Raw genomic sequence first — 22376 nt, 5'->3', positions numbered from 1 at the left:
TCGGAAGGCCTAGGGCGGTGAAGTCCCCCCAGCTTCACCGCCCGCCTTTTCCCCGATCCGAGATCGTTCCGCTCGGCTTGCATGCGATTGCCGCTCGCGCCATGTTTAGAGAAGGTTCACTCCCTTGACTGCCGCCGAACGCACGATGCGCCTCCTCATCATCGAAGACGACCGCGAATCCGCCGACTATCTCGTGAAGGCGTTTCGCGAAGTCGGACACATTGCCGATCATGCCGCCGACGGCGAGGAAGGCCTTGCCATGGCCGAGAACGGCGATTACGACGTGCTGGTGGTCGACCGCATGCTGCCCAAGCGCGACGGCCTGTCGCTGATCGGCGCGCTGCGCGACAAGGGCAACACCACGCCGGTGCTGATTCTCTCCGCGCTCGGACAGGTCGACGACCGCATCAAGGGGCTGCGCGCCGGCGGCGACGATTATCTGCCAAAGCCTTATTCGTTCGCCGAACTGCTCGCCCGCGTTGAGGTGCTTTCGCGCCGCCGCGGCGGGCCCGCCGAGGACACGCTCTACCGCGTCGGCGATCTCGAGCTCGACCGGCTGTCCCACCGCGTCGCCCGCGGCAAGGACGAGCTGACGCTCCAGCCGCGCGAATTCCGCCTGCTCGAATACCTCATGAAGCACGCCGGCCAGGTGGTGACGCGCACCATGCTGCTCGAGAACGTCTGGGATTATCATTTCGATCCGCAGACCAACGTGATCGACGTGCACATTTCGCGGCTGCGCTCCAAGATCGACAAGGGCTTCGAGCGCCCGCTACTGCATACGATCCGCGGCGCCGGATACATGATCCGTGACGGCATTCGGTAAACTCGTCCGCACCACGGCATTCCGGCTGACGCTGGTCTATCTGCTGCTGTTCGCGATGTTCGCGGCTTCGCTGCTCGCCTATTTCGCCTGGAATACGCGGCGGCTGATCACCGAGGAGATCACGCAGACGGTGAATTCCGAGACCTCGGAGATCAACGAGATCTACGGCCGCCGCGGCCTGCGGGGCCTCGTGCTCGCGATCGAGTACCGGGCGCTGCGGCCGGGCGCCAACCTCTATCTGGTGACTACGCCGACTGGGCAGGCGATCGCCGGCAACGTCGGCTCGCTCGCGCCCGGCGTGATGGCGACGCGCGGCTGGTCCGAGACAGCCTATCGGCGGATCGAGGATGCTGACGAACGCGATCATCGCGCGCTGGTGCGCGTCACCGAGCTGGAGAACGGCTTCCGGCTTCTGATCGGCCGCGATCTCGACGAGCGGCGGCGGCTGTTCGGCATCGTCGCGAAGGCGGCGCAATGGTCGATCCTGATCGTCGTGGTGCTCGGCCTCGGCGGCGGCGTCTTCGTCGCGCGCCGCGTGCTGAGGCGCATCGATGCCATGACCGGCACCGCGCAGCGGATCATGACCGGTGATCTCAGCGAGCGCCTGCCCGTGGGGCGCAGCGGCGACGAGCTCGACCGTCTCGCCGAAAACCTCAACGCCATGCTGGAGCGGATCGAGGCGCTGATGGCGGGGCTGAAGGAAGTCTCCGACAACATCGCCCACGATCTCAAGACGCCGCTGACGCGCTTGCGCAACCGCGCCGAAGAGGCGCTGGCGAAATCGGGCTGCGAGGCGGACTACCGTGCAGCGCTGGAGCGCACCATCGAGGAATCCGACGGGCTGATCCGCACCTTCAACGCGCTTCTGATGATCGCGCGTGCCGAATCCGGGCAGGCGCGCGGCAACATGGACGATTTCGACGCTGCCGAGGTCGCGAATGGCATCCACGAACTCTACGAGCCGCTGGCCGAGGATGACGGCATGACCCTGAAGGTCAAATGCGAGCCGGCGCCGGTTCACGCCAATCGCGAACTGATCAGCCAGGCGCTCGCCAATCTCGTCGAGAACGCAATCAAATACGGCAAGCCGGCGGCGCAGACCGCGGGAACCGTGGTCAGCATGGACGTGAGGCAAATCACGATCGAGGCGAGGCGCGATGGCGACCAGGTGCTGCTCAGCGTCACCGACCGTGGTCCGGGGATCCCCGAAGCGGATCGCAAGCACGTCGTCGAGCGATTTGTGCGGCTGGAGGCCAGCCGCACGCTGCCGGGCTCCGGCCTCGGCCTCAGCCTCGCCTCGGCCGTTGCGACATTGCATGGCGGTGAGTTGCGCCTAGGCGATGCCCATCCCGGTCTCGTCGCCACGCTGGTGCTGCCGGCGCGCGCGGGCGCCGGCGACAGGGTTGCTCCGCCAATGCCGGATGTGCCACAGAAGGTGGCATGAACCACTCCGCGCCGGGAAACGCGGACAAACATGGTGAGAGCCTCGCGGCACGCTTCGCGGAGGCTCCCTATGTTGCCGCTTCCACAACCGACCAAAGACGCTTCGAAAATTGGCTGGCCGAGCTCGAGCCGGTGCAATCGACTCGTCTCCAATCCCTGCTGGTTCGTCCCTTCGCGCGGGATATTCTGACCGGCATCGCGGAATTCTCGTCCTATCTGTTCGATCTGATGCGCGCCGATCCCTTGCGCCTGATGCGGTTGCTCGAATGCGATCCGGAGGTGCATCTGGGGGCGCTGATGGCGGAGGCGAGGGCCGCCGTACTCGCGGCGCCGGATGAAGCCGAGGTGATGCGCCTGCTTCGCCGGATGAAGGCGGAGGCGGCGCTGCTGATCGCGCTGTGCGATATCGGCGGCGTCTGGCCGGTGATGCGGGTGACGGCGGCGCTGACAGATATCGCGGTGTTCTCGGTGCAGGCGGCGCTGCAGTACTTGCTGCGGCAGGAAGCTGCACGCGGCAAGCTCTCACCGCCCGATCCCGAGGCGCCCGAAGAAGGCTGCGGGCTGATCGTGCTCGCGATGGGCAAGATGGGCGCGGGGGAGCTGAACTATTCCAGCGACATCGATCTCATCGTGTTCTTCGATCCCGATGCCACCACGCTCGCGCCCGATATCGAACCGCAGCCGTTCTTCGTGCGCGTGACGCAAGGCATGGCGCGCATCCTCCAGCAGCGCACCTATGACGGCTATGTCTTCCGCGTCGATCTGCGGCTGCGGCCCGATCCGTCCTCGACCCAGGTGGCGATCTCCCGCGATGCCGCGCTGAACTATTACGAGCGGGAAGGGCGCACCTGGGAGCGCGCCGCGATGATCAAGGCGCGCGCCTGCGCCGGCGATCCCCGCGCGGGTGAAGCGCTTTTGGCAGAGATCGCGCCCTTCGTCTGGCGCAAGCATCTCGACTTCGCCGCGCTTGCCGACGTGCACGATATGAAGCGACAGATGCAGACCTATCGCGGCCAGAGCGAGGTCGCGGTCGAGGGCCATAACGTCAAGGTCGGGCGCGGCGGCATCCGCGAGATCGAGTTCTTCGCGCAGACGCAGCAGTTGATTGCGGGTGGCCGCCATCCGGAATTGCGGGTCCGGCCGACGCTCAAAGCGCTCGACGTGCTCGCCTCCAGCAACTGGATCACGTTCACGGCGCGCGACGAACTGACCACGGCCTACGAATTCCTGCGCCGGGTCGAGCATCGCCTCCAGATGATCGCCGACGAGCAGACCCATACACTGCCCGAGGACAAGGAGGCGGTCGAGCGCTTCGCCTGGTTCTTCGGCTACCCGGACCGGGAGGCCTTTGCGCGCGACCTGTTGCACCAGCTCCAGATCGTCCAGGGGCACTACGAAAAACTGTTCGAGGGCGATGATCCGACCGGGACGGCCAAACTGCCGGCGCTCGACTACAGTGCCGGTCCCGACGATCCGCGCCTGCTCCAGCACATTGCGGCGCTCGGCTTCAAGAAGCCGGCCGCCGTCGCGCAGACCGTGCGCGACTGGATCACCGGCGACTATCGCGTGTTCCGCAATGAGGCGACGCGCAACGCGTTCGTCGAATTCGTGCCGGCCTTGATCGATGGTCTCGCCCATGCCGAGGAGCCGAACCGTGCGGTCGTGGCGTTCGATCATTTCCTCGGCGCGCTTCAGCGCGGCGGCCGGCTGATCACGCTGCTCGGTCAGAACCGCGATCTGGTCGCACTGGTGGCGCTGGTGCTAGGCGCGGCGCCCCGGCTCGGCGAGATGCTGGCGCGCCAGCCGCAGCTCATGGACGGCCTGATCGATCCGCGCTTCTTCGGCGCCATGCCGGACAGGCAGGAATTGTCGGGACGGTTAGCTGCGACCGTGCAGGACGCGGGCTCCTACGAAGAGTTCCTCGATCGCCTGCGCCTGTTCGGACAGGAGAGCCTGTTCCTGATCGGTACGCGTATCCTGTCCGGCACGGTGTCGGCGCAGCAGGCGAGTACCGCTTTTGCGGACGTCGCCGAGGGCATCGTCCACACCGTGCATGGCCTCGTTGCCGAGCGCTTTGCCGCCCAGCATGGCCGCATTAGGGATCAGCAGACCGCGATCATCGCGATGGGCCGGCTCGGCAGCCGCGAGATGACGGCGTCGTCCGATCTCGACCTGATCCTGCTCTACGATTTCGACAGCGACAATCCGGACTCCGATGGTGCGAAATCGCTGCAAGGTGCCCACTACTTCGCCCGCTTCACCCAGCGTCTGATCAGCGCCTTCACGACGCGCACCAATTACGGCGTGCTCTATGAGATCGACATGCGGCTGCGTCCGTCGGGACGCGCCGGTCCCGTGGCCTCGAGCCTGGTTTCGTTCGCGGACTACCAGGCGAACGAGGCCTGGACCTGGGAGCACATGGCGCTGACGCGCGCGCGCGTGGTGTCGGCCTCGCCCGAATTCCGGGAACGAATCGAGCGCGTCATCCGCGACGTCCTGACCCGCCGCCGCGATCCCGCCATCACCGCCAACGACGTTGCCGACATGCGGCGCGCCATCGCCCAGGAGAAGGGCGAGGCCGATTGCTGGGATCTCAAACATGCCGCCGGCGGCATGGTCGACATCGACTTCATCGCGCAATATCTTCAGCTCGTGCACGCCCACGACAAGCCGGAGATCCTCGACGTCAGCACCATGCAGGTGCTGGAGAACGCATGTAGGCTCGGCGTGCTCGCGCAATCTGAAACCGAGATATTGCGCGCCGCGGCCCGGCTCTATCACGACCTGACGCAGATCTTGCGGCTCTGCGTCAGCGACCGCTTCAAGCCGGAGACCGCCGGGACCGACCTCCTGCGTGTGATGGCGCGCGCCGGCGACGCGCCGGATTTCTCGTCGCTGCAGGCGCGTGTAAAGGAGACGCAGAGCGAGGTGCGGCGCGTGTTCAGGGTGCTGCTGGAAGGGTCGTCGTCTGCTTCAGCGAGGTGAGGGCCTCGCGGACATCAGGCGCAAGGCCCGCGCCCCCCGCATCGAGATGGGCGAAGATCGCGCGTTTCATCCGGGGATCCCAGAACTTCTTGATGTGCTCGGCGATGCCCGGCACGGCCCTGTCGTGGCCCTGACTCTGGAAGAATGTGCCGATCTGGTTGGCCATGTAGATCAGACGGTCAGGCGACATCAGCAACCTCCCTGGCATGGCGGGCGACGACCCGGTCACCATGCGAGAACACTTCGAAGCCGTCCTGGCGGGCAATGGCAATCAGCGTGATGCCGGCGGCTTCCGCCGTGCGCACCGCGAGCGCGGTCGGCGCCGACACGGCAACCATCACGGGGGCGCCGATCGCGGCTGTCTTCTGCACCATCTCCACCGAGACGCGGCTCGTGAGCAGCACCATGCCGCCGCGCGCATTGGTGCGGCTGCGTGCCAGGGCGCCGGCGAGCTTGTCGAGCGCATTGTGGCGGCCGACGTCCTCGCGCAGCGCGACGATGTTGCCGGCAGGGGACCAGAACGCGGCAGCGTGAACGGCGCGGGTTTGCAGGTTGATCGATTGCAGGGGCGCGATGGCCTGCATCGCCATCATGATTTCTTCCGGCGTGAAGCTCTGCCCCTGCGGCACCACGGCCGCCGGGCGCACCGCCTCGGCAATGGACTCGATGCCGCAGATGCCGCAGCCGGTCGGACCTGCGATGTGGCGACGACGCTCGTTGATGCGCGCGGCAAGCTTCGGCGCCAGCCACATGCGCAGCTCGATGCCGTCGTCGAGGCGGACGATTTCGAGCGATCGGATCTCGTCGGCCGATCCGACGATGCCTTCGCTCACGCTGAAGCCGACGGCGAAGTCCTCGAGGTTCTGCGGCGTCCCCATCATCACGGCGTAGGTGCCGCCATTATAGGTCAGCGCCAGCGCCGTCTCCTCCGGGATCAGCCGCGCGCCCTCAGAGGCCGTCCCGTTGCGCCAGATTTCACGATCGATAGCCTGGACCGCTACGTGCATGCCATTACTCCGCGGCTTCGGCGGGCACGATGCGGCGGGACTGCCGTGCCTGCGCGTCATAGGCCTTCTGCCAGTCGGATGGTCCGTTCGACGGCGAGACCTGCACCGCCGTGACCTTGTATTCGGGACAGTTGGTAGCCCAATCCGAATAGTCGGTCGTGATCACGTTGGCCTGCGTGTCCGGATGATGGAAGGTGGTGTAGACGACGCCGGGCGCGACGCGATCGGTGATCTCGGCGCGCAGAGTGGTCTCGCCGGCGCGGCTTTTCAGCCGCACCCAGTCGCCGTCACGAACGCCGCGCTGCTCGGCATCGTGCGGATGAATCTCGAGCCGATCCTCGGCGTGCCAGATCACGTTGTCGGTGCGCCTGGTCTGAGCGCCGACATTATACTGGCTGAGGATGCGCCCTGTCGTGAGCAGCAGGGGATAGCGCGGGCCGGTGCGCTCGTCGGTCGCGACATACTCGGTGACGACGAATTTGCCCTTGCCGCGGACGAAGCCGTCGATATGCATCACCGGCGTGCCCTCCGGCGCCTTCTCGTTGCAGGGCCACTGCACCGAGCCGAGCTCATCTAACTTGGCGTAGGAGACGCCGGCAAAGGTCGGCGTCAACGCCGCGATCTCGTCCATGATCTCGGAGGGATGGCTGTAGTTCATCTCGAAGCCCATGGCCTTGGCGAGGCCGATAGTGACCTCCCAGTCGGCAAGACCGTTCTTCGGCGTCATCACCTTGCGCACGCGCTGGATGCGGCGCTCGGCATTGGTGAAGGTGCCGTCCTTCTCGAGGAAGCTCGATCCGGGCAGGAAGACGTGGGCGTAGTTTGCAGTCTCGTTGAGGAAGAGATCGTGGACGATGACGCATTCCATCGCCGACAGCGCCGCCACCACGTGCGAGGTATTGGGATCGGACTGGAGGATGTCCTCGCCCTGCACGTAAATGCCCATGAAGGTGCCTTCGACCGCGGCATCGAACATGTTGGGAATGCGCAGGCCTGGCTCCGGGTTGAGCTTGACATTCCACAGCGCCTCGAACTGGTCGCGCACGGCATCGCCCGAGATATGGCGGTAGCCGGGCAGCTCGTGCGGGAACGAGCCCATGTCGCAGGAGCCTTGTACGTTGTTCTGGCCGCGCAGCGGGTTCACGCCGACGCCGGGACGGCCGATATTGCCGGTCGCCATCGCGAGGTTGGCGATCGCGATCACGGTGGTCGAGCCCTGGCTGTGCTCGGTGACGCCGAGGCCGTAATAGATCGCGCCGTTGCCGCCGGTCGCGTAGATGCGGGCCGCTTCCCGCAGCGCCTTGGGGTCGACACCGGTGAGCATGGCGGTGGCTTCCGGGCTGTTCTTGGGCTGGGCGACGAAGGCGGCCCATTCCTCGAACTCGCTCCAGTCGCAGCGCTCGCGCACGAAAGCTTCGTTGACGAGCCCTTCGGTGACGATGACATGCGCCAGCGCCGTCATCACAGCGACGTTGGTGCCGGGCATCAGGGGCAGGTGGAGCGCCTTCACATGCGGCGATTCCACCATCTCGGTGCGGCGCGGATCGATCACGATCAGCTTTGCACCCTGGCGCAGCCGCCTTTTCAGTCGCGAGGCGAATACCGGGTGCGCCGAGGCAGGATTGGCGCCGATGATGAGCACGACATCGGTGTCCTCCACCGAGTCGAAATCCTGCGTGCCGGCGGAGGTGCCGAAGGTGGTGGCGAGGCCGTAGCCGGTCGGGGAGTGGCAGACGCGGGCGCAGGTGTCGACATTGTTGTTGCCGAAGCCGGCGCGGATCAGCTTCTGCACCAGATAGGTTTCTTCATTGGTGCAGCGGGACGAGGTGATGCCGCCGATGGCGTCGCGGCCATATTTCTTCTGAATGCCCCGCATCCTGGCGGCGGCAAACGAGAACGCCTCGTTCCACGACACCTCGCGCCAGGGATCCTCGATCCGTTCGCGGATCATCGGCTTGAGGATGCGCTCCTTGTGGTTGGTGTAGCCCCAGGCGAAGCGGCCTTTGACACAGGAATGGCCGCGATTGGCCTTGCCGTTCTTGTACGGCACCATGCGCACGACTTCCTCGCCGCGCATCTCGGCCTTGAAGGCGCAGCCGACGCCGCAATAGGCGCAGGTGGTGACGACGGAGTGCTCGGGCTGACCGATCTCGATCACGGATTTTTCCGTCAGCGTCGCGGTCGGGCAGGCCTGCACGCAGGCGCCGCAGGAGACGCATTCGGAGCCGAGGAAGCTCTCGTTCATCCCGGGGGAGACACGGCTGTCGAAGCCGCGGCCCGAGATGGTCAGCGCGAAGGTTCCTTGCACCTCCTCGCAGGCGCGGACGCAGCGCGAGCAGACGATGCACTTGGAAGGATCGTAGGTGAAGTACGGGTTGGACTCGTCCTTCGGCATCCATTTGTCGTTGCTGCAGCCATCCGTCTTCGCGAAGACATGGTTCTCGCCCTCATAGCCGTAGCGCACGTCGCGCAAGCCCACGGCGCCGGCCATGTCCTGCAATTCGCAATCGCCGTTGGCGCCGCAGGTGAGGCAATCGAGCGGATGGTCGGAGATGTAGAGCTCCATCACGCCCTTGCGAAGCTGCTTCAGCCGCTCGGTCTGGGTGCGCACGACGAGGCCGTTCGTCGCGGGCGTGGTGCAGGAGGCCGGCGTGCCGGCGCGGCCCTCGATCTCGACCAGGCAGAGCCGGCAGGAGCCGAACGCGTCGACCATGTCGGTGGCGCAGAGCTTTGGAATCTGATGGCCGGCCTCCAGCGCCGCGCGCATGATCGAGGTGCCCTCGGGCACCGAAATCTGCTTGCCGTCGATGGTCAGCGTCACCACCGTTTCCGATTTCGAGGGCGGCGTGCCGAAGTCGATTTCTTCGATCAGAGACATGGTCGTTCTCCTATTCCGCGGCCTGAAGCGTGGTCGGCGCCGGAAGGAAATCCTCCCGGAAGTGCTTCAATGCGCTGAGCACGGGATAGGGCGTGAAGCCGCCGAGCGCGCAGAGCGAGCCGAATTTCATGGTGTTGCAGAGGTCTTCGACGAGCATGATGTTCTCGCTGACGCGCTCGCCCCGCATGATCTTCTCGATGGTCTCGACGCCCCGGGTCGAGCCGATCCGGCACGGCGTGCACTTGCCGCAGGATTCGACCGCGCAGAACTCCATGGCGAAGCGCGCCTGCCTGCGCATGTCGACGCTGTCATCGAACACGACGATGCCGCCATGGCCGATCAGGCCGTCGCGCGCGGCGAAGGCCTCATAGTCGAACGGCGTGTCGAACAGGGCGCGGGGGAAATAGGCGCCGAGTGGGCCGCCGACCTGGACCGCGCGAACGGGCCGGCCGGTGAACGTGCCGCCGCCGACGTCGTCGACGAGCTCGCCGAGCGTCACGCCGAACGCGGTCTCGAACAGCCCGCCATGGCGGATGTTGCCGGCGAGCTGGATCGGCATCGTGCCGCGCGAACGACCCATGCCGAAATCCGCATAGGCCTTGGCACCCTCAGCGAGGATGAAGGGGATCGCCGCGAACGACAGCACGTTGTTGATGACGGTCGGCTTGCCGAACAGGCCGTGATGCGCCGGCAGGGGCGGCTTGGCGCGCACGAGGCCGCGGCGGCCTTCGAGGCTCTCCAGCAGTGAGGTCTCCTCGCCGCAGACATAGGCGCCGGCGCCGACGCGCACCTCGAGATCGAAGGCTTGTTTCGAGCCGCCGATGTTGCTGCCGAGATAGCCGCTGCGCTTCGCCGCCGTAATGGCAGCGTTCATCGCCTCGACCGCGTGCGGATATTCGCTGCGGATGTAGATGTAACCTTTGGCCGCGCCGACGGTGAGGCCAGCAATCGTCATGCCTTCGATCACCAGGAAGGGATCACCTTCCATGATCATGCGGTCGGCGAAGGTGCCGCTGTCGCCCTCGTCGGCGTTGCAGACGATGAATTTGCGGTCGGCCTTGGCCTGCGCGACCGTCTTCCATTTGATGCCGGTCGGAAAGCCCGCGCCGCCACGGCCGCGCAGGCCGGACGCGGTGACCTCGCTCAGGATCGCATCCGTGCCGAGCGAGAGCGCGCGCTCCAGGCCCCTGTAGCCGCCATGGGCGCGGTAGTCGTCGAGCGAGCGCGGATCGATCACGCCGCAGCGGGCGAAGGTGAGGCGGGTCTGGCGCTTCAGCCAGGGGATCTCGTCGACCGCCCCCAGCCGCAGTAGATGCGGCGTGTTGCTGGCGAGCGCATCGAGCAGGGAGGGCACGTCGGTTTCGGCGACGGGGCCGAACGCGATGCGGCCCTGCGGTGTCGCCACCTCGACCAGCGGCTCCAGCCAGTATAGGCCGCGCGAGCCGGTCCTGACGATGTCGATTGCAACGCCCCGCCTGGCGGCGGCTTGCTCAAGCGCCAGCGCGACCTCGTCGGCGCCGACGGCCACCGCGCCGGCATCGCGCGAGACGTATAGACGCATGCTCATCGCTGCGCCTCCGCAACCAGCGCATCGAGGCGCTTCTGATCGAGCCGTCCGATCAGGCGGCCGTCGAGCATCGCGGACGGCGCAGTCGCGCACAGGCCGAGGCAGTAGATCGGCTCCAGCGTGACACGATTGTCGGCGGTGGTGCTGCCGAGCGGCACGCCGAGCTTCGCCTCGGCGCGTGCAGCGAGCGCATCGCCGCCCGCAGCCTGGCAGGCCTCGGCGCGGCAGAGCTTCAGCACATGGCGGCCGGCCGGCCTGTGCCGGAAATCATGATAGAACGTGAATACGCCGTGCACTTCGGCGCGCGACAGATCCAGCGCCTGAGCCACGATCGGAATGGCGGCCTCCGGCACGTAACCGAACGCCTCTTGAAGAGCATGCAGGATGACGAGCGTCGCGCCTTCCTGCCGAGCGTGTTCGGCGATGATCTCGGCGCCGCGCGTTTCGCCCCAAGGCTCATAGCAAGGCTCGTAGCAAGGCTCGTAAACCGCTGTCATTCTTCGTTCTCAACTTAAGCGTTTCTGATCGCAAACTATTTGGAATCACTCGAAGATCAATAAAGCTGTCCCGTGCTGCGATTGCGAATTCGGATCGATTGGCATGGGCGATCGGTCGATCCGAAAATGCAATTATGGGCGTTCCGCTCGGCGGTTTTTGCGTGTTGCAAGGGGGCGAGCGTGCTAGCTTGCATGCCACGACAGAATTCGAGGGGACGACCGGTTGATCGACAAGCTTGAACTATTGCTGGCGCTGGCGAAGGAGCGGCATTTCGGACGCGCGGCGGAGGTCTGCGGCGTGACGCAGCCGACGATGTCGACCGGGCTCAAGCAGCTCGAGGAGATCCTCGGCGTGATGCTGGTCCAGCGCGGGTCGCGCTTCCAGGGCTTTACGCCGGAAGGCGAGCGGGCGCTGGATTGGGCGCGGCGGATCGTGGGCGATGCCCGCGCCATGCGCGACGAGATCAACGGACTGAAGCATCAGCTCTCCGGCGAGATCCGCATCGCGGCGATCCCGACCGTGCTCGGCATGGTCGCCGCGCTGACGACGCCGTTCCGCGCCAGGCATCCCGAGGTGCGCTTCCGCATCCAGTCCACCACCTCGTCCGAGGTGCTGGGGCTGCTGGAAAATCTCGAGGTGGATGCGGGGCTGACCTATATCGAGAACGAGCCGATCGGCAAGGTGCGAACCATTCCGCTCTACAACGAGAGCTACCGGCTCCTGACGGCCCCCGATGCGATGTTCGGTGACCGCGAGACGGTGACCTGGACCGAGGTCGGGCAGGTGCCGCTGTGCCTGCTCACGCCCGACATGCAGAACCGCCGCATCATCGATCGCGCGCTGCGCTCGGTCGGTGCCGAGGCAACACCGACGCTGACCTCGAACTCGCTGCTGGTGCTGTTCACGCACGTCAAGACTGGGCGCTGGGCGAGCGTGATGCCGGCCAAGCTCGCCGAGACGCTCGGCCTGTCCGACACGGTGCGTTCGATCCCGATCGCCGACCCCGAAGTCAATTACAGCATTGGCCTCGTGATCCCGCAGCGCGATCCGATGACGCCGCTGATCGCGGCGCTGGTCAATGTCGCGCGCGAGGTCGCGCCCTCGCTACAATCATAGCGCATTACGAGATCAGGTGTGCCGGCAGCCTAGGTGCCACCTCTCCCCAGCGGGGAGAGGTCGGATTGCGCTGGGCGATGCGTCGCATCGTCCAGCGCAATCCGGGTGAGGGGCCGCCGCGATTGGTGGGAGTGTAACCCCTCACCCGGATCGCATCTTTGCGATGCGATCCGACCTCTCCCTACGGGAGAGGTGAACAAGCTCTGGGGCCGACAGCGGTTCAATTCATTGTGGCCTGTTGATCGCCTCAAGCCGCTGCCGATATCGCCGCCGCCGCCTTGATCGCATCGCGCGGCAGCGTCACGCGCACCACCGTGCCGACATCGATTTTGGAACGCAGCCGCATCGAACCGCCGTGGAGCTGCGCCAGCGAGCGGGCGATCGCCAGGCCCAGTCCGGAGCCGTGATAGGTCTTGGTGAGCTGGCTCTCGACCTGCTCGAACGGGCGGCCGAGCCGCGCCAGCGAATGCGGCGCGATCCCGATGCCGGTGTCGGCGATCATCAGCACGATCCGGTCGTCGAGCTGCCGGCTGCGCACCACGACGCGTCCGCCGTCGGGCGTGAACTTCACCGCGTTGGACAGCAGGTTGACGATGATCTGCTTGGTGGCGCGGCGGTCGGCGACGACGGAGATGGATTTGGCGATGTCAGCATCGAGCGTCAGGTGCTTGTCCTGCGCCCGGCCGGTGACGACGCGCAGGGATTCCGCCAGCGTCCGCGACAGGTCCAGCTCTTGCATGTCGAGCTTCATGCGGCCGGCCTCGATCTTTGACATGTCGAGGATGTCGTTGATGACCTCGAGCAGATAGTGGCCGCTGGTCAGGATGTCCTGGCAGTATTCCTGGTACTTCTCCGAACCGAGCTCGCCGAACATGCCCGAGCCCATGATCTCGGAGAAGCCGATGATCGCATTGAGCGGCGTGCGCAGCTCGTGGCTCATATTGGCGAGGAATTTCGACTTGGTCTGGTTGGCTTCCTCGGCGCGAGTCTTCTCGCGCTGGTACTTTTCGGCCAGGTCGGCGAGCTCGACCGCCTGGCGTTCGAGCGCGGCCTGCGAGCGCTTGAGGTCGATGACGGTGGCGCGCAGGCGCAAATCGTTGTCGACCAGCTTCTGCTCGTGCTCCTTGATGCGGGTGATGTCGGTGCCGACCGAGACGTAGCCGCCGTCTTTGGTGCGCCGCTCGCTGATGTGCAGCCAGCTGCCGTCGTCGAGTTGTGCCTCGAAGGTGCGTGCGCCCGGGCCCTGGCTCGCGGTCTCGTTATGGCGGGTGCGCACCTCCGGCATGCGGCCGACTTCGAGCACGGTCTCGTAGGAGGTGCCGGGGATCACGGCGGTGTCGGGCAGCTTGTGCAGCCGCTGGAAGTGCGAGTTGCAGAGCACGAGGCGGTCGCTCGCGTCCCACAGCACGAAGGCTTCCGGAATGGTCTCGATCGCGTCGCGCAGGCGAAGGTCGGCTTCCACCGTTCTCTCGGCGAGGCTCTTCTGCTCGGTGATGTCGACCGCGATCCCGATCAAGTGCACGCTGGAATCGGTCGCCCCGCGCGTCTTCTCGCAGCGGACGCGGAGCCAGATCCAGTGGCCGTCGACATGCTGCATGCGGAAGGTCTGGTCGATGTGGTCGATCTTCTCGGAGATGAGCTGATCGGCGATCTCGAACAGATCGATATCGTCGGACTTCACCAGCGCGTTGACCTCGCCGAAGGTGAGGAGCTCGTTGCGGCCGTCGAGGCCGAGCATCGAGAACATTGACTGCGACCAGAAGATCCGGCCGCGCGACAGATCCCAGTCCCACAGTCCGCAGCGGCCGCGATTGAGCGCGGTGTCGATGCGGCCGCGCACGGCGTCGTTGATGAGGTCGCCTTCGCGGGCGCGGGTCGACTGCCAGTGGAAGGCAAAGCCCAGGATCAGGACGACGAAGCCGGTGGTCGCCGACAGCGTCACCGAGAGCGCGGCATCCGAGCCCCAGATCGGCTCGTTGCGCTCCTGGATCACCGTGACGAAGCCGGGCAGCGACTTGATCTGGCGCGAGGTCGCCATCGCGGCGTTGCCGTTCGGCAGCGTCATGTCGGCGACGTTGCCGTCGCGCGGGGGCGCCGCGAGCAGTTGCGCGGTCGTGATCGCGTCGAGCAGGCGGTCGTTGCCGGAAGGGTCGCTATCGACCGGGACGCGGGCGAGGATGCGGCGGTCGACGTCAGCCGAGGCGACAATGATGTGGCGGCCCAAGGCCGTGCCCCATGACGGAATGAGATCGGGCAGCAGCTTCGGCAGGCTCTCGATGTTCTTGAGCCGCTCCTGTCGCACGGAGGTGAGGCGGTCGATGCGTTCGGCGAGCAAATCGGCGAGCGCCGAGATGTCGTGCCGGATCACCAGCCGCTTCTGGCGCGTCTGGTCGACGACCTGCACGAACGCGCCGAGGCAGATCGTGATCAGGAAGGCGATGATGAGCGTTGGCACGGCGCGGCGCAGCGCCGGCTCCGCGATCAGCAGCCGGTGATAGGCAGGTTTCGCGATCGATTGCGCCAATCCCTTGATCGAATCGGATTGAACGCATGCGTTCGCGGCGTCTGCACGCGCCATGCCTTCGGCCCCCTGAAAACCTGCTTACGACGAGTGTCGAAAGCGGCCCCACGTCGCTTTCGAATCACACCGATTTGAATCCAGTTTTCGCGGGCTGTCGAGAGTCAACGAATCCTTAACGCGAAATTATTCTTATCCAACGCGCAGTTTGCGCATCGCTTGTCCGTAAAGTGACGTGCGCGACAGGTCCGAAACGAGAACGTGTGACTCTTCGCGCGCTGTCATGCACGCGGGGGCTCGGCGTGGCTGATCACGCGCTTCACGCTCGGGAACGCGCGCCGCAATGCACGCTCGATTGCATCGACATGCTCGTGCACCTTGATCACGCTCATCGATGGCGTGGCGCGGCAGTGAAAGTTGACGATCTCGCCGGCCTCGGTGTTGCGGACGCGCACATTATGGATGTCGTGGATCTCGCCCTCGCCGGCAAATTCGGTCAACGCGGCGGCAATGGCCTGCACGCGCTCCGCGGGGGCGTCGACACCGAACGGCAGTTCCGGTTCCAGCGGCTCGATATGGACGTCGACTTCGACGTCCTCGCCGAATTCCTCCTGGATGCTGCGCTCCAGCGTGTTGGCGACATCGTGGGCGGCCTCGAGCTGCATTTCGCCATCGACCTCGAGGTCGATGCCGACGATCAGCTTGGCGCCGAGGTCGTGCACCGTGACATGGTGGATGGCGAGGCCGGAATTGCGCGCGATCACCATGATGCGGTCGCGCACGGTCTCGTTGTTGCGCGCGACGGGGACGGCCGTGAAGGTGAGGTCGGCGTCGCCGAACGCTCTGCTGACGGCGGCTTGCGCATTGCGCTTGATGTCCTCGACGCGGTCGATCGGATAGGTCCGCGGCACTTTTGCGATGGTATCGATGAAATAGGTTGCACCGACCATGCGCACGCGCAGCCGCTCGACGTCGATCACCCCGGGCACGCTGCGGATCGCGGCCGTGGCCTGCTCATGGGCGCCCTCCGGCGCGCGGTCGACCAGCGTCTGCACGGTCGAGCCCGCCATGCGCAGGCCGAGAGCCGCGATCATCACGGCGACGGCGGCGGCCGCGGCGGCGTCACCCCACCAGAACCCGAGTCCGGCGAGGATCAGGCCCACGATCACCGCAGATGAGCCCATCACGTCGGAGGCGAAATGCAGTGCGTCCGCGGCGAGCGCCTGGCTCCTGGTCTCCCGCGCAGCGCGGTGCAGCGCGCGGGCGCGCCAAAGATTGACGGCGATGTCGATCACCAGCACGACAAAGGGCACGGCCGAAATGGTCGGCGGCGCGGTTCCCTCCCGCAGCCGGCTATAGGCCTCGACCAGGATGCCGCCGGCGAGCACGTAGAGCAGGGCGGTGACGCCCAGCGCCGAGACGCTCTCCAGCTTGCCATGGCCATAATGGTGCTCCTCGTCGGCCGGCTTGTCGGACACCCGCACCACCGCCCAGGTGATGATGGTCGCGACCAGGTCGATCGAGGAATGCAGGGCCTCGGAGATCAGCGCCAGCGAGCCGATCGCAATTCCGACCACGAATTTGGCCGCCGCCATGCCGCCGCTGGCGAAGATCGAGATCGCGGCGACCGAGGTCTTGTTGTGCTGGGAGATCATGGCGGGGATTTAGCAGGACGTAGGTGAACATCAAGCGACGATCCACAGCCGTAGTCGCAAGTGACTTGCAGGAGCGACGGCGATGTCATTCCTGGGATGGCGACCAGACCCGACTCTCGAGATTTCAGGTTCGGCTCTTCAAGCGCTCCGGAATGGCGCTTAAGGCACCGTCACGACAATCTTCCCGAGATGCTTGTTCGCCTCCATGTGCGCGAACGCCTGATCGATGTCATCGAATGTGAACACCTTGTCGATCGGCAGTTGCAGCTTTCGCGACTCGACGGCGCCCCAGATGTCCTTGCGCACCTGCTCGAAGATCTCGCGGACCTCCTCGATGGTGCGGGTGCGGAAGGTGACGCCGACATAGTCGATGCGGCGTGCGGCGTGCAGGTCGAAGTTGAAGTCGGCATGGGTGCCGCCGAGCCGGCCGACATTGACGATGCGGCCCTTCACCTTCGTCGCGGCAAGGTTATGGTTCGCGACCTTGCCCGAGACCTGGTCGACGATGAGATCGACGCCTTCGCCGCCGGTCGCTTTCAGGACCTCGTCGACCCATTTCGGATCGGAGCTATCGACGGCCAGATCGGCGCCGTATTCCTTCAGCCGGCCGCGGCGAGTGGCGTCGGTCGACGAGCCGATTACGAGCTTGGCGCCCTTGAGCCTGGCGATCTGCATCGCCATCAGCCCGACGCCGGAGCTCGCGCCCTGAATCAGCACGCTCTGGCCCGCTTGCACGCCGCCGACGGTGACGACGGCATTGTGCATGGTCGCGAGCGCCACGGGAAGGGTGGCCGCCTCCTCGAAATTCATGTTCGAGGGCGCGTGGAACAGCCGGCCGTGATCGGCCAGCGTATATTCGGCAAATGCGGCACTGCCCGACCCCATGATGCGGTCGCCGATCTTGACGCCCTTCGCGTCCGGCCCGAGCTCGGCGACTTCGCCAGCCCATTCCATGCCGAGCACGGTGCCGACGCCGCCGGCTGCGCCGTGGGCATGACCCTTGCGCATGCCGGTATCGGCGCGGTTCAGGGCACAGGCGCGGACGCGGACCAGCACCTGCGTGCCCTTAGGCTTCGGTTGAGCGACATCGGAAATCGTAGCGCCGTCAGGACCGTAGACATAAGCCTTCATGTCTTACACTCGCTTCTTACAGTGATTATTCCGCCGCTTCGTGTTGCGGCTGAACGATCATGCCCCCCAGCCGGCTGCGGATGATGGCTTCCGCCTCCCGCACGATGCGGGAGACCAGCTCGGCGCAGCTCGGGATGTCATGGATCAGGCCCTGCACCTGGCCGGCCGACCAGATGCCCTCGTCGGAGTTACCCGTCGCGTAGACCATCTTGCCGCGGGCACCGGCGACGAGTTCGCGGATGTCCTCAAACTTGGCACCTTCCTTTTCCATGGCGACGACCTTGGTCGAGATCGCGTTCTTGGCCACGCGCGAGGTGTTGCGCATGGTGCGGAAGATCAGCTCGGTCTCGCGCTCGTCATTGGCGACGATCTTCTCCTTGATGAGCTGGTGGATCGGGCTCTCCTTGGTGGCCATGAAGCGGGTGCCCATGTTGATGCCGTCGGCGCCTAGCGCCAGCGCGGCAACGAGGCCGCGCGCATCGGCAAAGCCGCCGGAGGCGATCATCGGAATCTTGATCTTGTTCGCGGCGGCCGGGATCAGGATCAGGCCGGGGGTGTCGTCCTCGCCCGGGTGGCCGGCGCATTCGAAGCCGTCGATCGAGAGGGCATCGACGCCCATGCGTTCGGCCGAGAGCGCGTGACGGACGCTGGTGCATTTGTGCACGACCTTGATGCCGTGCTTCTTGAATTCGTCGACATGCTCCTGCGGCTTGTTGCCGGCGGTCTCGACCACCTTGATGCCGCTGTCGATGATGGCGGCGCGGTATTCGGCATAAGGCGGCGGCTTGATCGCGGGCAGGATGGTGAGGTTGACGCCAAAGGGCTTGTCGGTGAGGTCGCGGCAGCGCGCGATCTCCTTGGTCAAGTCTTCCGGCGTTGGTTGGGTCAGCGCCGTGATGAAGCCGAGTGCGCCGGCGTTGGCGACCGCGGCAACGAGCTCGGCGCGCCCGACCCATTGCATGCCGCCCTGGACGATCGGGTGCTCGACGCCGACGAGCTTAGTGAACCGTGTCTGCAGCATAATGTTTCCCCCGCCGGTGTGGCGCTCTGGTCTCGGTTGATGCAGGGGAGGATGCCGCCCGGACCGGGAAATGTCTATTCGTCGCGCCGTGCGGTGCAGGCGGGGCCATCATGCGGGACGCGAAGGGATTCCGTGGGGCGGATAATTGCCGCTGCCGGACGGAGCGAAGAGCTACTCCGCCGACAGCCGCACCATCTGGCGGCCGCCGTTCATTTCTTTGAGGCGGTTGACGAAGTTCTCCGGGCGCTGCCAGCGGTTGGGGACTTGCAATCCCATGAACTCGGCGATGTCGCCGATGAAGCCGGTGCAGTTAGTGGTCTCCGCGTTCCACACCGGCGAGTTCGCCTGCAATTTCTTGATGTAGGCGAACACGCGCTTGGCGTCAGCCTCGTTCAGGTACACGCGATAGCTCGCGGTCAGATATTCCGGATCGAGATCGCCGTAGCTGGCGCCGGTCTCGGAGGGCACAAAGGTGATGTGGCCAAGCACGTAAGCAAGCGTGTCGCCGGCGGGTGTGAGGCCCGCGACCTCGACCGCGCGTTCGCTGGTCTTGCCGTACCAGACGAAGGCGTGGCCCCAGCTCGCGGCGGTTCTCGCCCGGAAGTCGACGTAGTACGGACCTTTCTCCGCACGCGCGACGGGACGCCGCGTCGCTTGCGGCGCCGGTCGCGATGTGGTGTCGGTCGTCGCAAGCGCGTTCGCATCGGCAACGCGCTTGTTCGCTTCATGGGCCGAGGCCGAGGGCATCGTGCATGCGATCATGGCCGCGAGCGCGAAGCCCGCGAGGATGCAGGATCCCGATCGACCAGATTTGTAGGTCACGCTGTGCCCCTCGACTCTCGCCCGCTTACGCAGATTCGTGTTGCGTGTCAGTACCGCGCTGCGACCGGGCCGGGCGCCTTGCCGATCGGGGCCTTTCCAACCGGGCTCTTGCCGATCGGCATCTTGCCGATCGGAGCCTGCTCAGCCGGATAGGCCGGCACGGGCTGGCGGCGCGGCAGATCCGCAGCGTTCGCAACCGTGACCAGAGCAAGCGTGGCACCGAGAGCAAATACAATCTTCTTCACAGTCATACCCCTAGAAGTTTGGTCCAAACACGGCGGCGCCGTGCCCCCAGACACGCATCACAGAAGGGCGGCCGAATGCGTCCAAGTTGCGGCACGCGCGGGACATGTTGACGGCATATGTCGGGCGTACGCAGATGTGATGTTTAGGGATACTTCGGAGTGTGTGACGGCCGGGGATTGGGCTGTCGCTGCGCGCATTCGGGCTGCGGCGGCGCGCTGGCGGCTACAGCCGAAACTCGTTCGTTAGCTCGCCGATGCCGTCGATCGCGACGGTCACAGTGTTCAGCGGCTCCTTCATCACGCCGACACCGACCGAAGTGCCGACGGCAATGAGGTCGCCGGGGAGCAGGGTCATGTCGTGGGAGATCCTGCTCACCAGCTGCTGCGCGCTGAAGATCATGTCCGAGATCGGATAGTTCTGCCGCTCCGCGCCGTTGAGGATAGTGCGGACCGTGAGCTTGGCCGGATCGAGGCCGGTGGCGATGACGGGCCCGAACGGGCCGTAATCGTCGATGCCCTTGGCGCGAGCCCATTGCGGGAAAGTGGGGTCGCTGGTCAGGATGTCGTTGGCGGTGATGTCGTTGACGCAGGTGTAGCCGAAGATAAAGCTGTCCGCTTCGCCAGGGGAGACGCGTGCGCAGGTCCTGCCGATCACGATGCCGAGCTCGCCCTCATAGGTGGTCTTGCCGTCGTAGTAAGACGGGCGGCGGATCACGGCGCCAGGCGTCGTGATGCTGGTGGTGGCTTTCAGGAGATACAGCGGCTCCGGCGGCTCGGGCTGGTTAAGCTTGGCCGCGAGCGCATGGAAATTATTCCAGAGCGCGACGATCTTGCTGGGCGCGCAGGGCGCGAGCAGCTCCACATCCGACAGCGCCAGCATCTTGCCGCTGCTGGCATTGCGGCCGAACATGTCGCCCTCATGCACGCTGATGCCTGATGGCGTCAGCGTGCCGAAGCCGGTCGTGCCGCCATGGCGGAAGCGCAGCCAGCGTTTCATCTCGCCCGCCATCACGCCACCGCCAGTGCGCGCGGATCTGATGGTGCCGAAACGCCGTCATAGAGGCCGGCGATGCGTGCGCGCTGCGTCACCATCGCCAGCACCGAATCGAGCACGGGCGTGGCAATGCCGGTGAGGCGGCCCATCTCCTGCACCACGGTGACGAGCGGATCGATCTCCATCGGGCGGCCGCGCTCCAGATCCTGGAGCATCGAGGTCTTGTGCGCGCCGACCTTGCGGGCGCCCTCGATGCGGCGCTCGACGTCGACGCGGAACGTGACGCCGAACGTCTCGGCGATGGCTTGCGTCTCGACCATGATCGCGCGCGACAATGCACGCGTCGCCGGATCGGTGCAGATCACGTCGAGCGTTGCATGGGTCAGGGCGCTGATCGGATTGAAGCAGACATTGCCCCACAGTTTGAGCCAGATCTCGTCGCGGATGCGGTCGAGCACCGGCGCCTTCAGCCCGGCCGCGACAAAGAGATCGGAGAGGCGCTGCACGTCCGGCGTGATCTCGCCGGAGGGCTCGCCGAGCGGGAAATTGTTGCCGTAGATGTGGCGGATCACGCCGGGCGCCTCGATCTCGGTGGCGGGATAGACGATGCAGCCGATGGCGCGCTCGGCGCCGATCTCGCGCCACTGCCGGCCGCCGGGGTCGATGCTCTCCAGCGTCGAGTTCTCGTATGGGCCGCCGTGCTTGTAGAAATACCAGTAGGGAATGCCGTTGACGGCGGTGACGATGCGGGTGTGAGGCCCGAGCAGCGGCTGCATCTTCTCGATCACACCGGTGATCGAATGCGCCTTCAGCGTGATGATGATGTAGTCCTGCACGCCGAGCTCGGCGGGATCGTCGGTGCAGCGCGGATGCACGGTGTGCTGCTCCTCGCCCGCGAGCAGCGTCAGGCCGCGCTCGCGCATCGCGGCAAGGTGCGCGCCGCGTGCGACCAGGCTGACGTCGGCGCCCGCGCGCGCGAGCTGAACCCCGAGATAACCGCCGATCGCGCCGGCGCCGTAGATGCAGATTTTCATGAAGTCCTCGCGAAGGAGCTGAAAGCCGGAATTTGGCACGAAAGATCCGGTCCGGCTCGGAAGGGTCCGAGCCGGGGCCGGCAGTCGCAGGGGGAGTGTGGAGGGCTCTAGGCTGCTTGCGGCGTAGAGTTGGTGGCCTCGTCCACGGCAGCGGCGATGTCGCGCCTGCTGATGACCGAGACGAGGCTGTAGTCGTCGATGACGGGCAGATGGCGGATGTGATTCCGGTTCATCAAGTGGCGGACGTGCTCGATCGTGTCCGAGGAGGTGCAGGACACGAGCTGCTGCACCGAGACCAGCTGCGAGACCTTGACGTTGATGGCATTGGCGCCGTGATCGGCGACGGCGCGCACCACATCGCGCTCAGTGAACATGCCGACCGCAGTGTTGCCTTCGGAGCGGACCACGTCCTTCACAACCAGCGCGCTGATGTTGTTGGCGCGCATCAGCTTGGCGGCGATACCCACGGTTTCGTTCATTCGCACCGTGACAACGCGCGGCGTCTTCTTGCGCAGAATGTCTCCGACCAGCATTGCAACCTCCCTGGGTGAATGACAGGGAAGTGTGGTATACATAATGCCAATCGTCAAGCGCTGGATTTGGCTGATCCGAAAAATCTTGCGGCAGCATTGCTGA

At 65.7% G+C, this 22376-nt stretch carries 18 protein-coding genes; 4 read left to right on the top strand and 14 right to left on the bottom strand.

All coding sequences use genetic code 11. The annotated features are described in order from the left end of the window. Positions 1 to 145 precede the first annotated feature (145 nt). Genes IVB12_RS19905 through IVB12_RS19895 form a run of 3 tightly spaced genes read left to right on the top strand, consistent with a single transcriptional unit; the run spans position 146 to position 5254 of the window. Entirely contained in the window at positions 146 to 826 is a 681-nt protein-coding gene (locus tag IVB12_RS19905; RefSeq protein WP_247275851.1) for a response regulator transcription factor, read from the top strand. Continuing rightward, complete coding sequence (locus IVB12_RS19900; RefSeq protein WP_247301240.1) at positions 810 to 2270, top strand: ATP-binding protein; 1461 nt, start codon at positions 810 to 812, stop codon at positions 2268 to 2270. Before IVB12_RS19905 ends, IVB12_RS19900 begins: the two co-directional genes overlap by 17 nt. After that, entirely contained in the window at positions 2267 to 5254 is a 2988-nt protein-coding gene (locus IVB12_RS19895; protein WP_247301239.1) for a bifunctional [glutamine synthetase] adenylyltransferase/[glutamine synthetase]-adenylyl-L-tyrosine phosphorylase, read from the top strand. The genes IVB12_RS19900 and IVB12_RS19895 overlap by 4 nt, the downstream gene beginning before the upstream one ends. Here the strand turns inward: IVB12_RS19895 and IVB12_RS19890 are convergent. From IVB12_RS19890 to IVB12_RS19870, 5 genes are read right to left on the bottom strand one after another with little or no spacing between them, the layout of a single operon-like run. Beyond that, complete coding sequence (locus tag IVB12_RS19890) at positions 5211 to 5444, bottom strand: formate dehydrogenase subunit delta (RefSeq protein ID WP_247301238.1); 234 nt, start codon at positions 5442 to 5444, stop codon at positions 5211 to 5213. The genes IVB12_RS19895 and IVB12_RS19890 overlap by 44 nt on opposite strands. Beyond that, the gene (fdhD, locus tag IVB12_RS19885) at positions 5434 to 6261 is read right to left on the bottom strand and encodes a formate dehydrogenase accessory sulfurtransferase FdhD (protein ID WP_247301237.1); all 828 of its coding nucleotides are present in this window, start codon (positions 6259 to 6261) and stop codon (positions 5434 to 5436) included. The genes IVB12_RS19890 and fdhD overlap by 11 nt, the downstream gene beginning before the upstream one ends. A 4-nt stretch (positions 6262 to 6265) precedes the next feature. Further along, on the bottom strand, positions 6266 to 9139 hold the full coding sequence (gene fdhF, locus IVB12_RS19880) for a formate dehydrogenase subunit alpha (protein WP_247301236.1): 2874 nt from the start codon (positions 9137 to 9139) through the stop codon (positions 6266 to 6268). A gap of 10 nt (positions 9140 to 9149) precedes the next feature. Next, the gene (locus IVB12_RS19875) at positions 9150 to 10706 is read right to left on the bottom strand and encodes an NADH-quinone oxidoreductase subunit NuoF (protein ID WP_247301235.1); all 1557 of its coding nucleotides are present in this window, start codon (positions 10704 to 10706) and stop codon (positions 9150 to 9152) included. After that, a complete protein-coding gene (locus tag IVB12_RS19870) occupies positions 10703 to 11203 on the bottom strand; it encodes a formate dehydrogenase subunit gamma (RefSeq protein WP_247301234.1) in 501 nt (166 codons plus the stop codon). Before IVB12_RS19870 ends, IVB12_RS19875 begins: the two co-directional genes overlap by 4 nt. A gap of 223 nt (positions 11204 to 11426) precedes the next feature. Here IVB12_RS19870 and IVB12_RS19865 point away from each other — a divergent pair, with 223 nt between their 5' ends. Beyond that, a complete protein-coding gene (locus IVB12_RS19865; RefSeq protein WP_247301233.1) occupies positions 11427 to 12320 on the top strand; it encodes a LysR family transcriptional regulator in 894 nt (297 codons plus the stop codon). Between the two features lie 247 nt (positions 12321 to 12567). On the opposite strand, the gene IVB12_RS19860 is transcribed toward IVB12_RS19865, so the two are convergent. The 9 genes from IVB12_RS19860 to IVB12_RS19820 form a co-directional block, all read right to left on the bottom strand. Beyond that, on the bottom strand, positions 12568 to 14898 hold the full coding sequence (locus IVB12_RS19860) for a PAS domain-containing sensor histidine kinase (protein WP_247301232.1): 2331 nt from the start codon (positions 14896 to 14898) through the stop codon (positions 12568 to 12570). Between the two features lie 221 nt (positions 14899 to 15119). Beyond that, on the bottom strand, positions 15120 to 16493 hold the full coding sequence (locus tag IVB12_RS19855) for a cation-efflux pump (RefSeq protein ID WP_247301231.1): 1374 nt from the start codon (positions 16491 to 16493) through the stop codon (positions 15120 to 15122). Positions 16494 to 16652: 159 nt separating this feature from the next. Then, the gene (locus IVB12_RS19850; RefSeq protein ID WP_247301230.1) at positions 16653 to 17624 is read right to left on the bottom strand and encodes a zinc-binding dehydrogenase; all 972 of its coding nucleotides are present in this window, start codon (positions 17622 to 17624) and stop codon (positions 16653 to 16655) included. Between the two features lie 25 nt (positions 17625 to 17649). After that, positions 17650 to 18645, bottom strand: a complete 996-nt coding sequence (locus IVB12_RS19845) for a nitronate monooxygenase family protein (RefSeq protein WP_247301229.1) — start codon at positions 18643 to 18645, stop codon at positions 17650 to 17652. A gap of 171 nt (positions 18646 to 18816) precedes the next feature. Continuing rightward, positions 18817 to 19467: a hypothetical protein gene (locus IVB12_RS19840; RefSeq protein WP_247301228.1), complete on the bottom strand. Its 651-nt coding sequence runs from the start codon at positions 19465 to 19467 to the stop codon at positions 18817 to 18819. A gap of 47 nt (positions 19468 to 19514) precedes the next feature. Then, on the bottom strand, positions 19515 to 19718 hold the full coding sequence (locus IVB12_RS19835) for a hypothetical protein (RefSeq protein WP_104463929.1): 204 nt from the start codon (positions 19716 to 19718) through the stop codon (positions 19515 to 19517). A gap of 217 nt (positions 19719 to 19935) precedes the next feature. After that, the gene (locus IVB12_RS19830; RefSeq protein ID WP_247301227.1) at positions 19936 to 20709 is read right to left on the bottom strand and encodes a fumarylacetoacetate hydrolase family protein; all 774 of its coding nucleotides are present in this window, start codon (positions 20707 to 20709) and stop codon (positions 19936 to 19938) included. Between the two features lie 11 nt (positions 20710 to 20720). Next, entirely contained in the window at positions 20721 to 21740 is a 1020-nt protein-coding gene (locus IVB12_RS19825; RefSeq protein WP_247301226.1) for a 2-dehydropantoate 2-reductase, read from the bottom strand. Between the two features lie 107 nt (positions 21741 to 21847). Then, on the bottom strand, positions 21848 to 22273 hold the full coding sequence (locus IVB12_RS19820) for a CBS domain-containing protein (protein ID WP_247301225.1): 426 nt from the start codon (positions 22271 to 22273) through the stop codon (positions 21848 to 21850). Positions 22274 to 22376: the final 103 nt, after the last annotated feature.

The organism is Bradyrhizobium sp. 179, from assembly GCF_023073535.1.
Taxonomy (GTDB): Bacteria; Pseudomonadota; Alphaproteobacteria; order Rhizobiales; family Xanthobacteraceae; genus Bradyrhizobium.
The sequence above is the reverse complement of the archived record's forward strand: the minus strand, read 5'-3'. Positions and strand labels throughout refer to the sequence as shown.

What these genes read in the sequence shown, in the direction of transcription:
- IVB12_RS19905 (WP_247275851.1), top strand. Translation starts at nt 146, where the DNA reads ATGCGCCTCCTCATCATCGAAGACGACCGCGAATCCGCCGACTATCTC.
- IVB12_RS19895 (WP_247301239.1), top strand. Translation starts at nt 2,267, where the DNA reads ATGAACCACTCCGCGCCGGGAAACGCGGACAAACATGGTGAGAGCCTC.
- IVB12_RS19890 (WP_247301238.1), bottom strand. Translation starts at nt 5,444, where the DNA reads ATGTCGCCTGACCGTCTGATCTACATGGCCAACCAGATCGGCACATTC.
- fdhD (WP_247301237.1), bottom strand. Translation starts at nt 6,261, where the DNA reads ATGCACGTAGCGGTCCAGGCTATCGATCGTGAAATCTGGCGCAACGGG.
- fdhF (WP_247301236.1), bottom strand. Translation starts at nt 9,139, where the DNA reads ATGTCTCTGATCGAAGAAATCGACTTCGGCACGCCGCCCTCGAAATCG.
- IVB12_RS19875 (WP_247301235.1), bottom strand. Translation starts at nt 10,706, where the DNA reads ATGAGCATGCGTCTATACGTCTCGCGCGATGCCGGCGCGGTGGCCGTC.
- IVB12_RS19870 (WP_247301234.1), bottom strand. Translation starts at nt 11,203, where the DNA reads ATGACAGCGGTTTACGAGCCTTGCTACGAGCCTTGCTATGAGCCTTGG.
- IVB12_RS19860 (WP_247301232.1), bottom strand. Translation starts at nt 14,898, where the DNA reads ATGGCGCGTGCAGACGCCGCGAACGCATGCGTTCAATCCGATTCGATC.
- IVB12_RS19855 (WP_247301231.1), bottom strand. Translation starts at nt 16,493, where the DNA reads ATGATCTCCCAGCACAACAAGACCTCGGTCGCCGCGATCTCGATCTTC.
- IVB12_RS19850 (WP_247301230.1), bottom strand. Translation starts at nt 17,624, where the DNA reads ATGAAGGCTTATGTCTACGGTCCTGACGGCGCTACGATTTCCGATGTC.
- IVB12_RS19845 (WP_247301229.1), bottom strand. Translation starts at nt 18,645, where the DNA reads ATGCTGCAGACACGGTTCACTAAGCTCGTCGGCGTCGAGCACCCGATC.
- IVB12_RS19835 (WP_104463929.1), bottom strand. Translation starts at nt 19,718, where the DNA reads ATGACTGTGAAGAAGATTGTATTTGCTCTCGGTGCCACGCTTGCTCTG.
- IVB12_RS19830 (WP_247301227.1), bottom strand. Translation starts at nt 20,709, where the DNA reads ATGAAACGCTGGCTGCGCTTCCGCCATGGCGGCACGACCGGCTTCGGC.
- IVB12_RS19825 (WP_247301226.1), bottom strand. Translation starts at nt 21,740, where the DNA reads ATGAAAATCTGCATCTACGGCGCCGGCGCGATCGGCGGTTATCTCGGG.
- IVB12_RS19820 (WP_247301225.1), bottom strand. Translation starts at nt 22,273, where the DNA reads ATGCTGGTCGGAGACATTCTGCGCAAGAAGACGCCGCGCGTTGTCACG.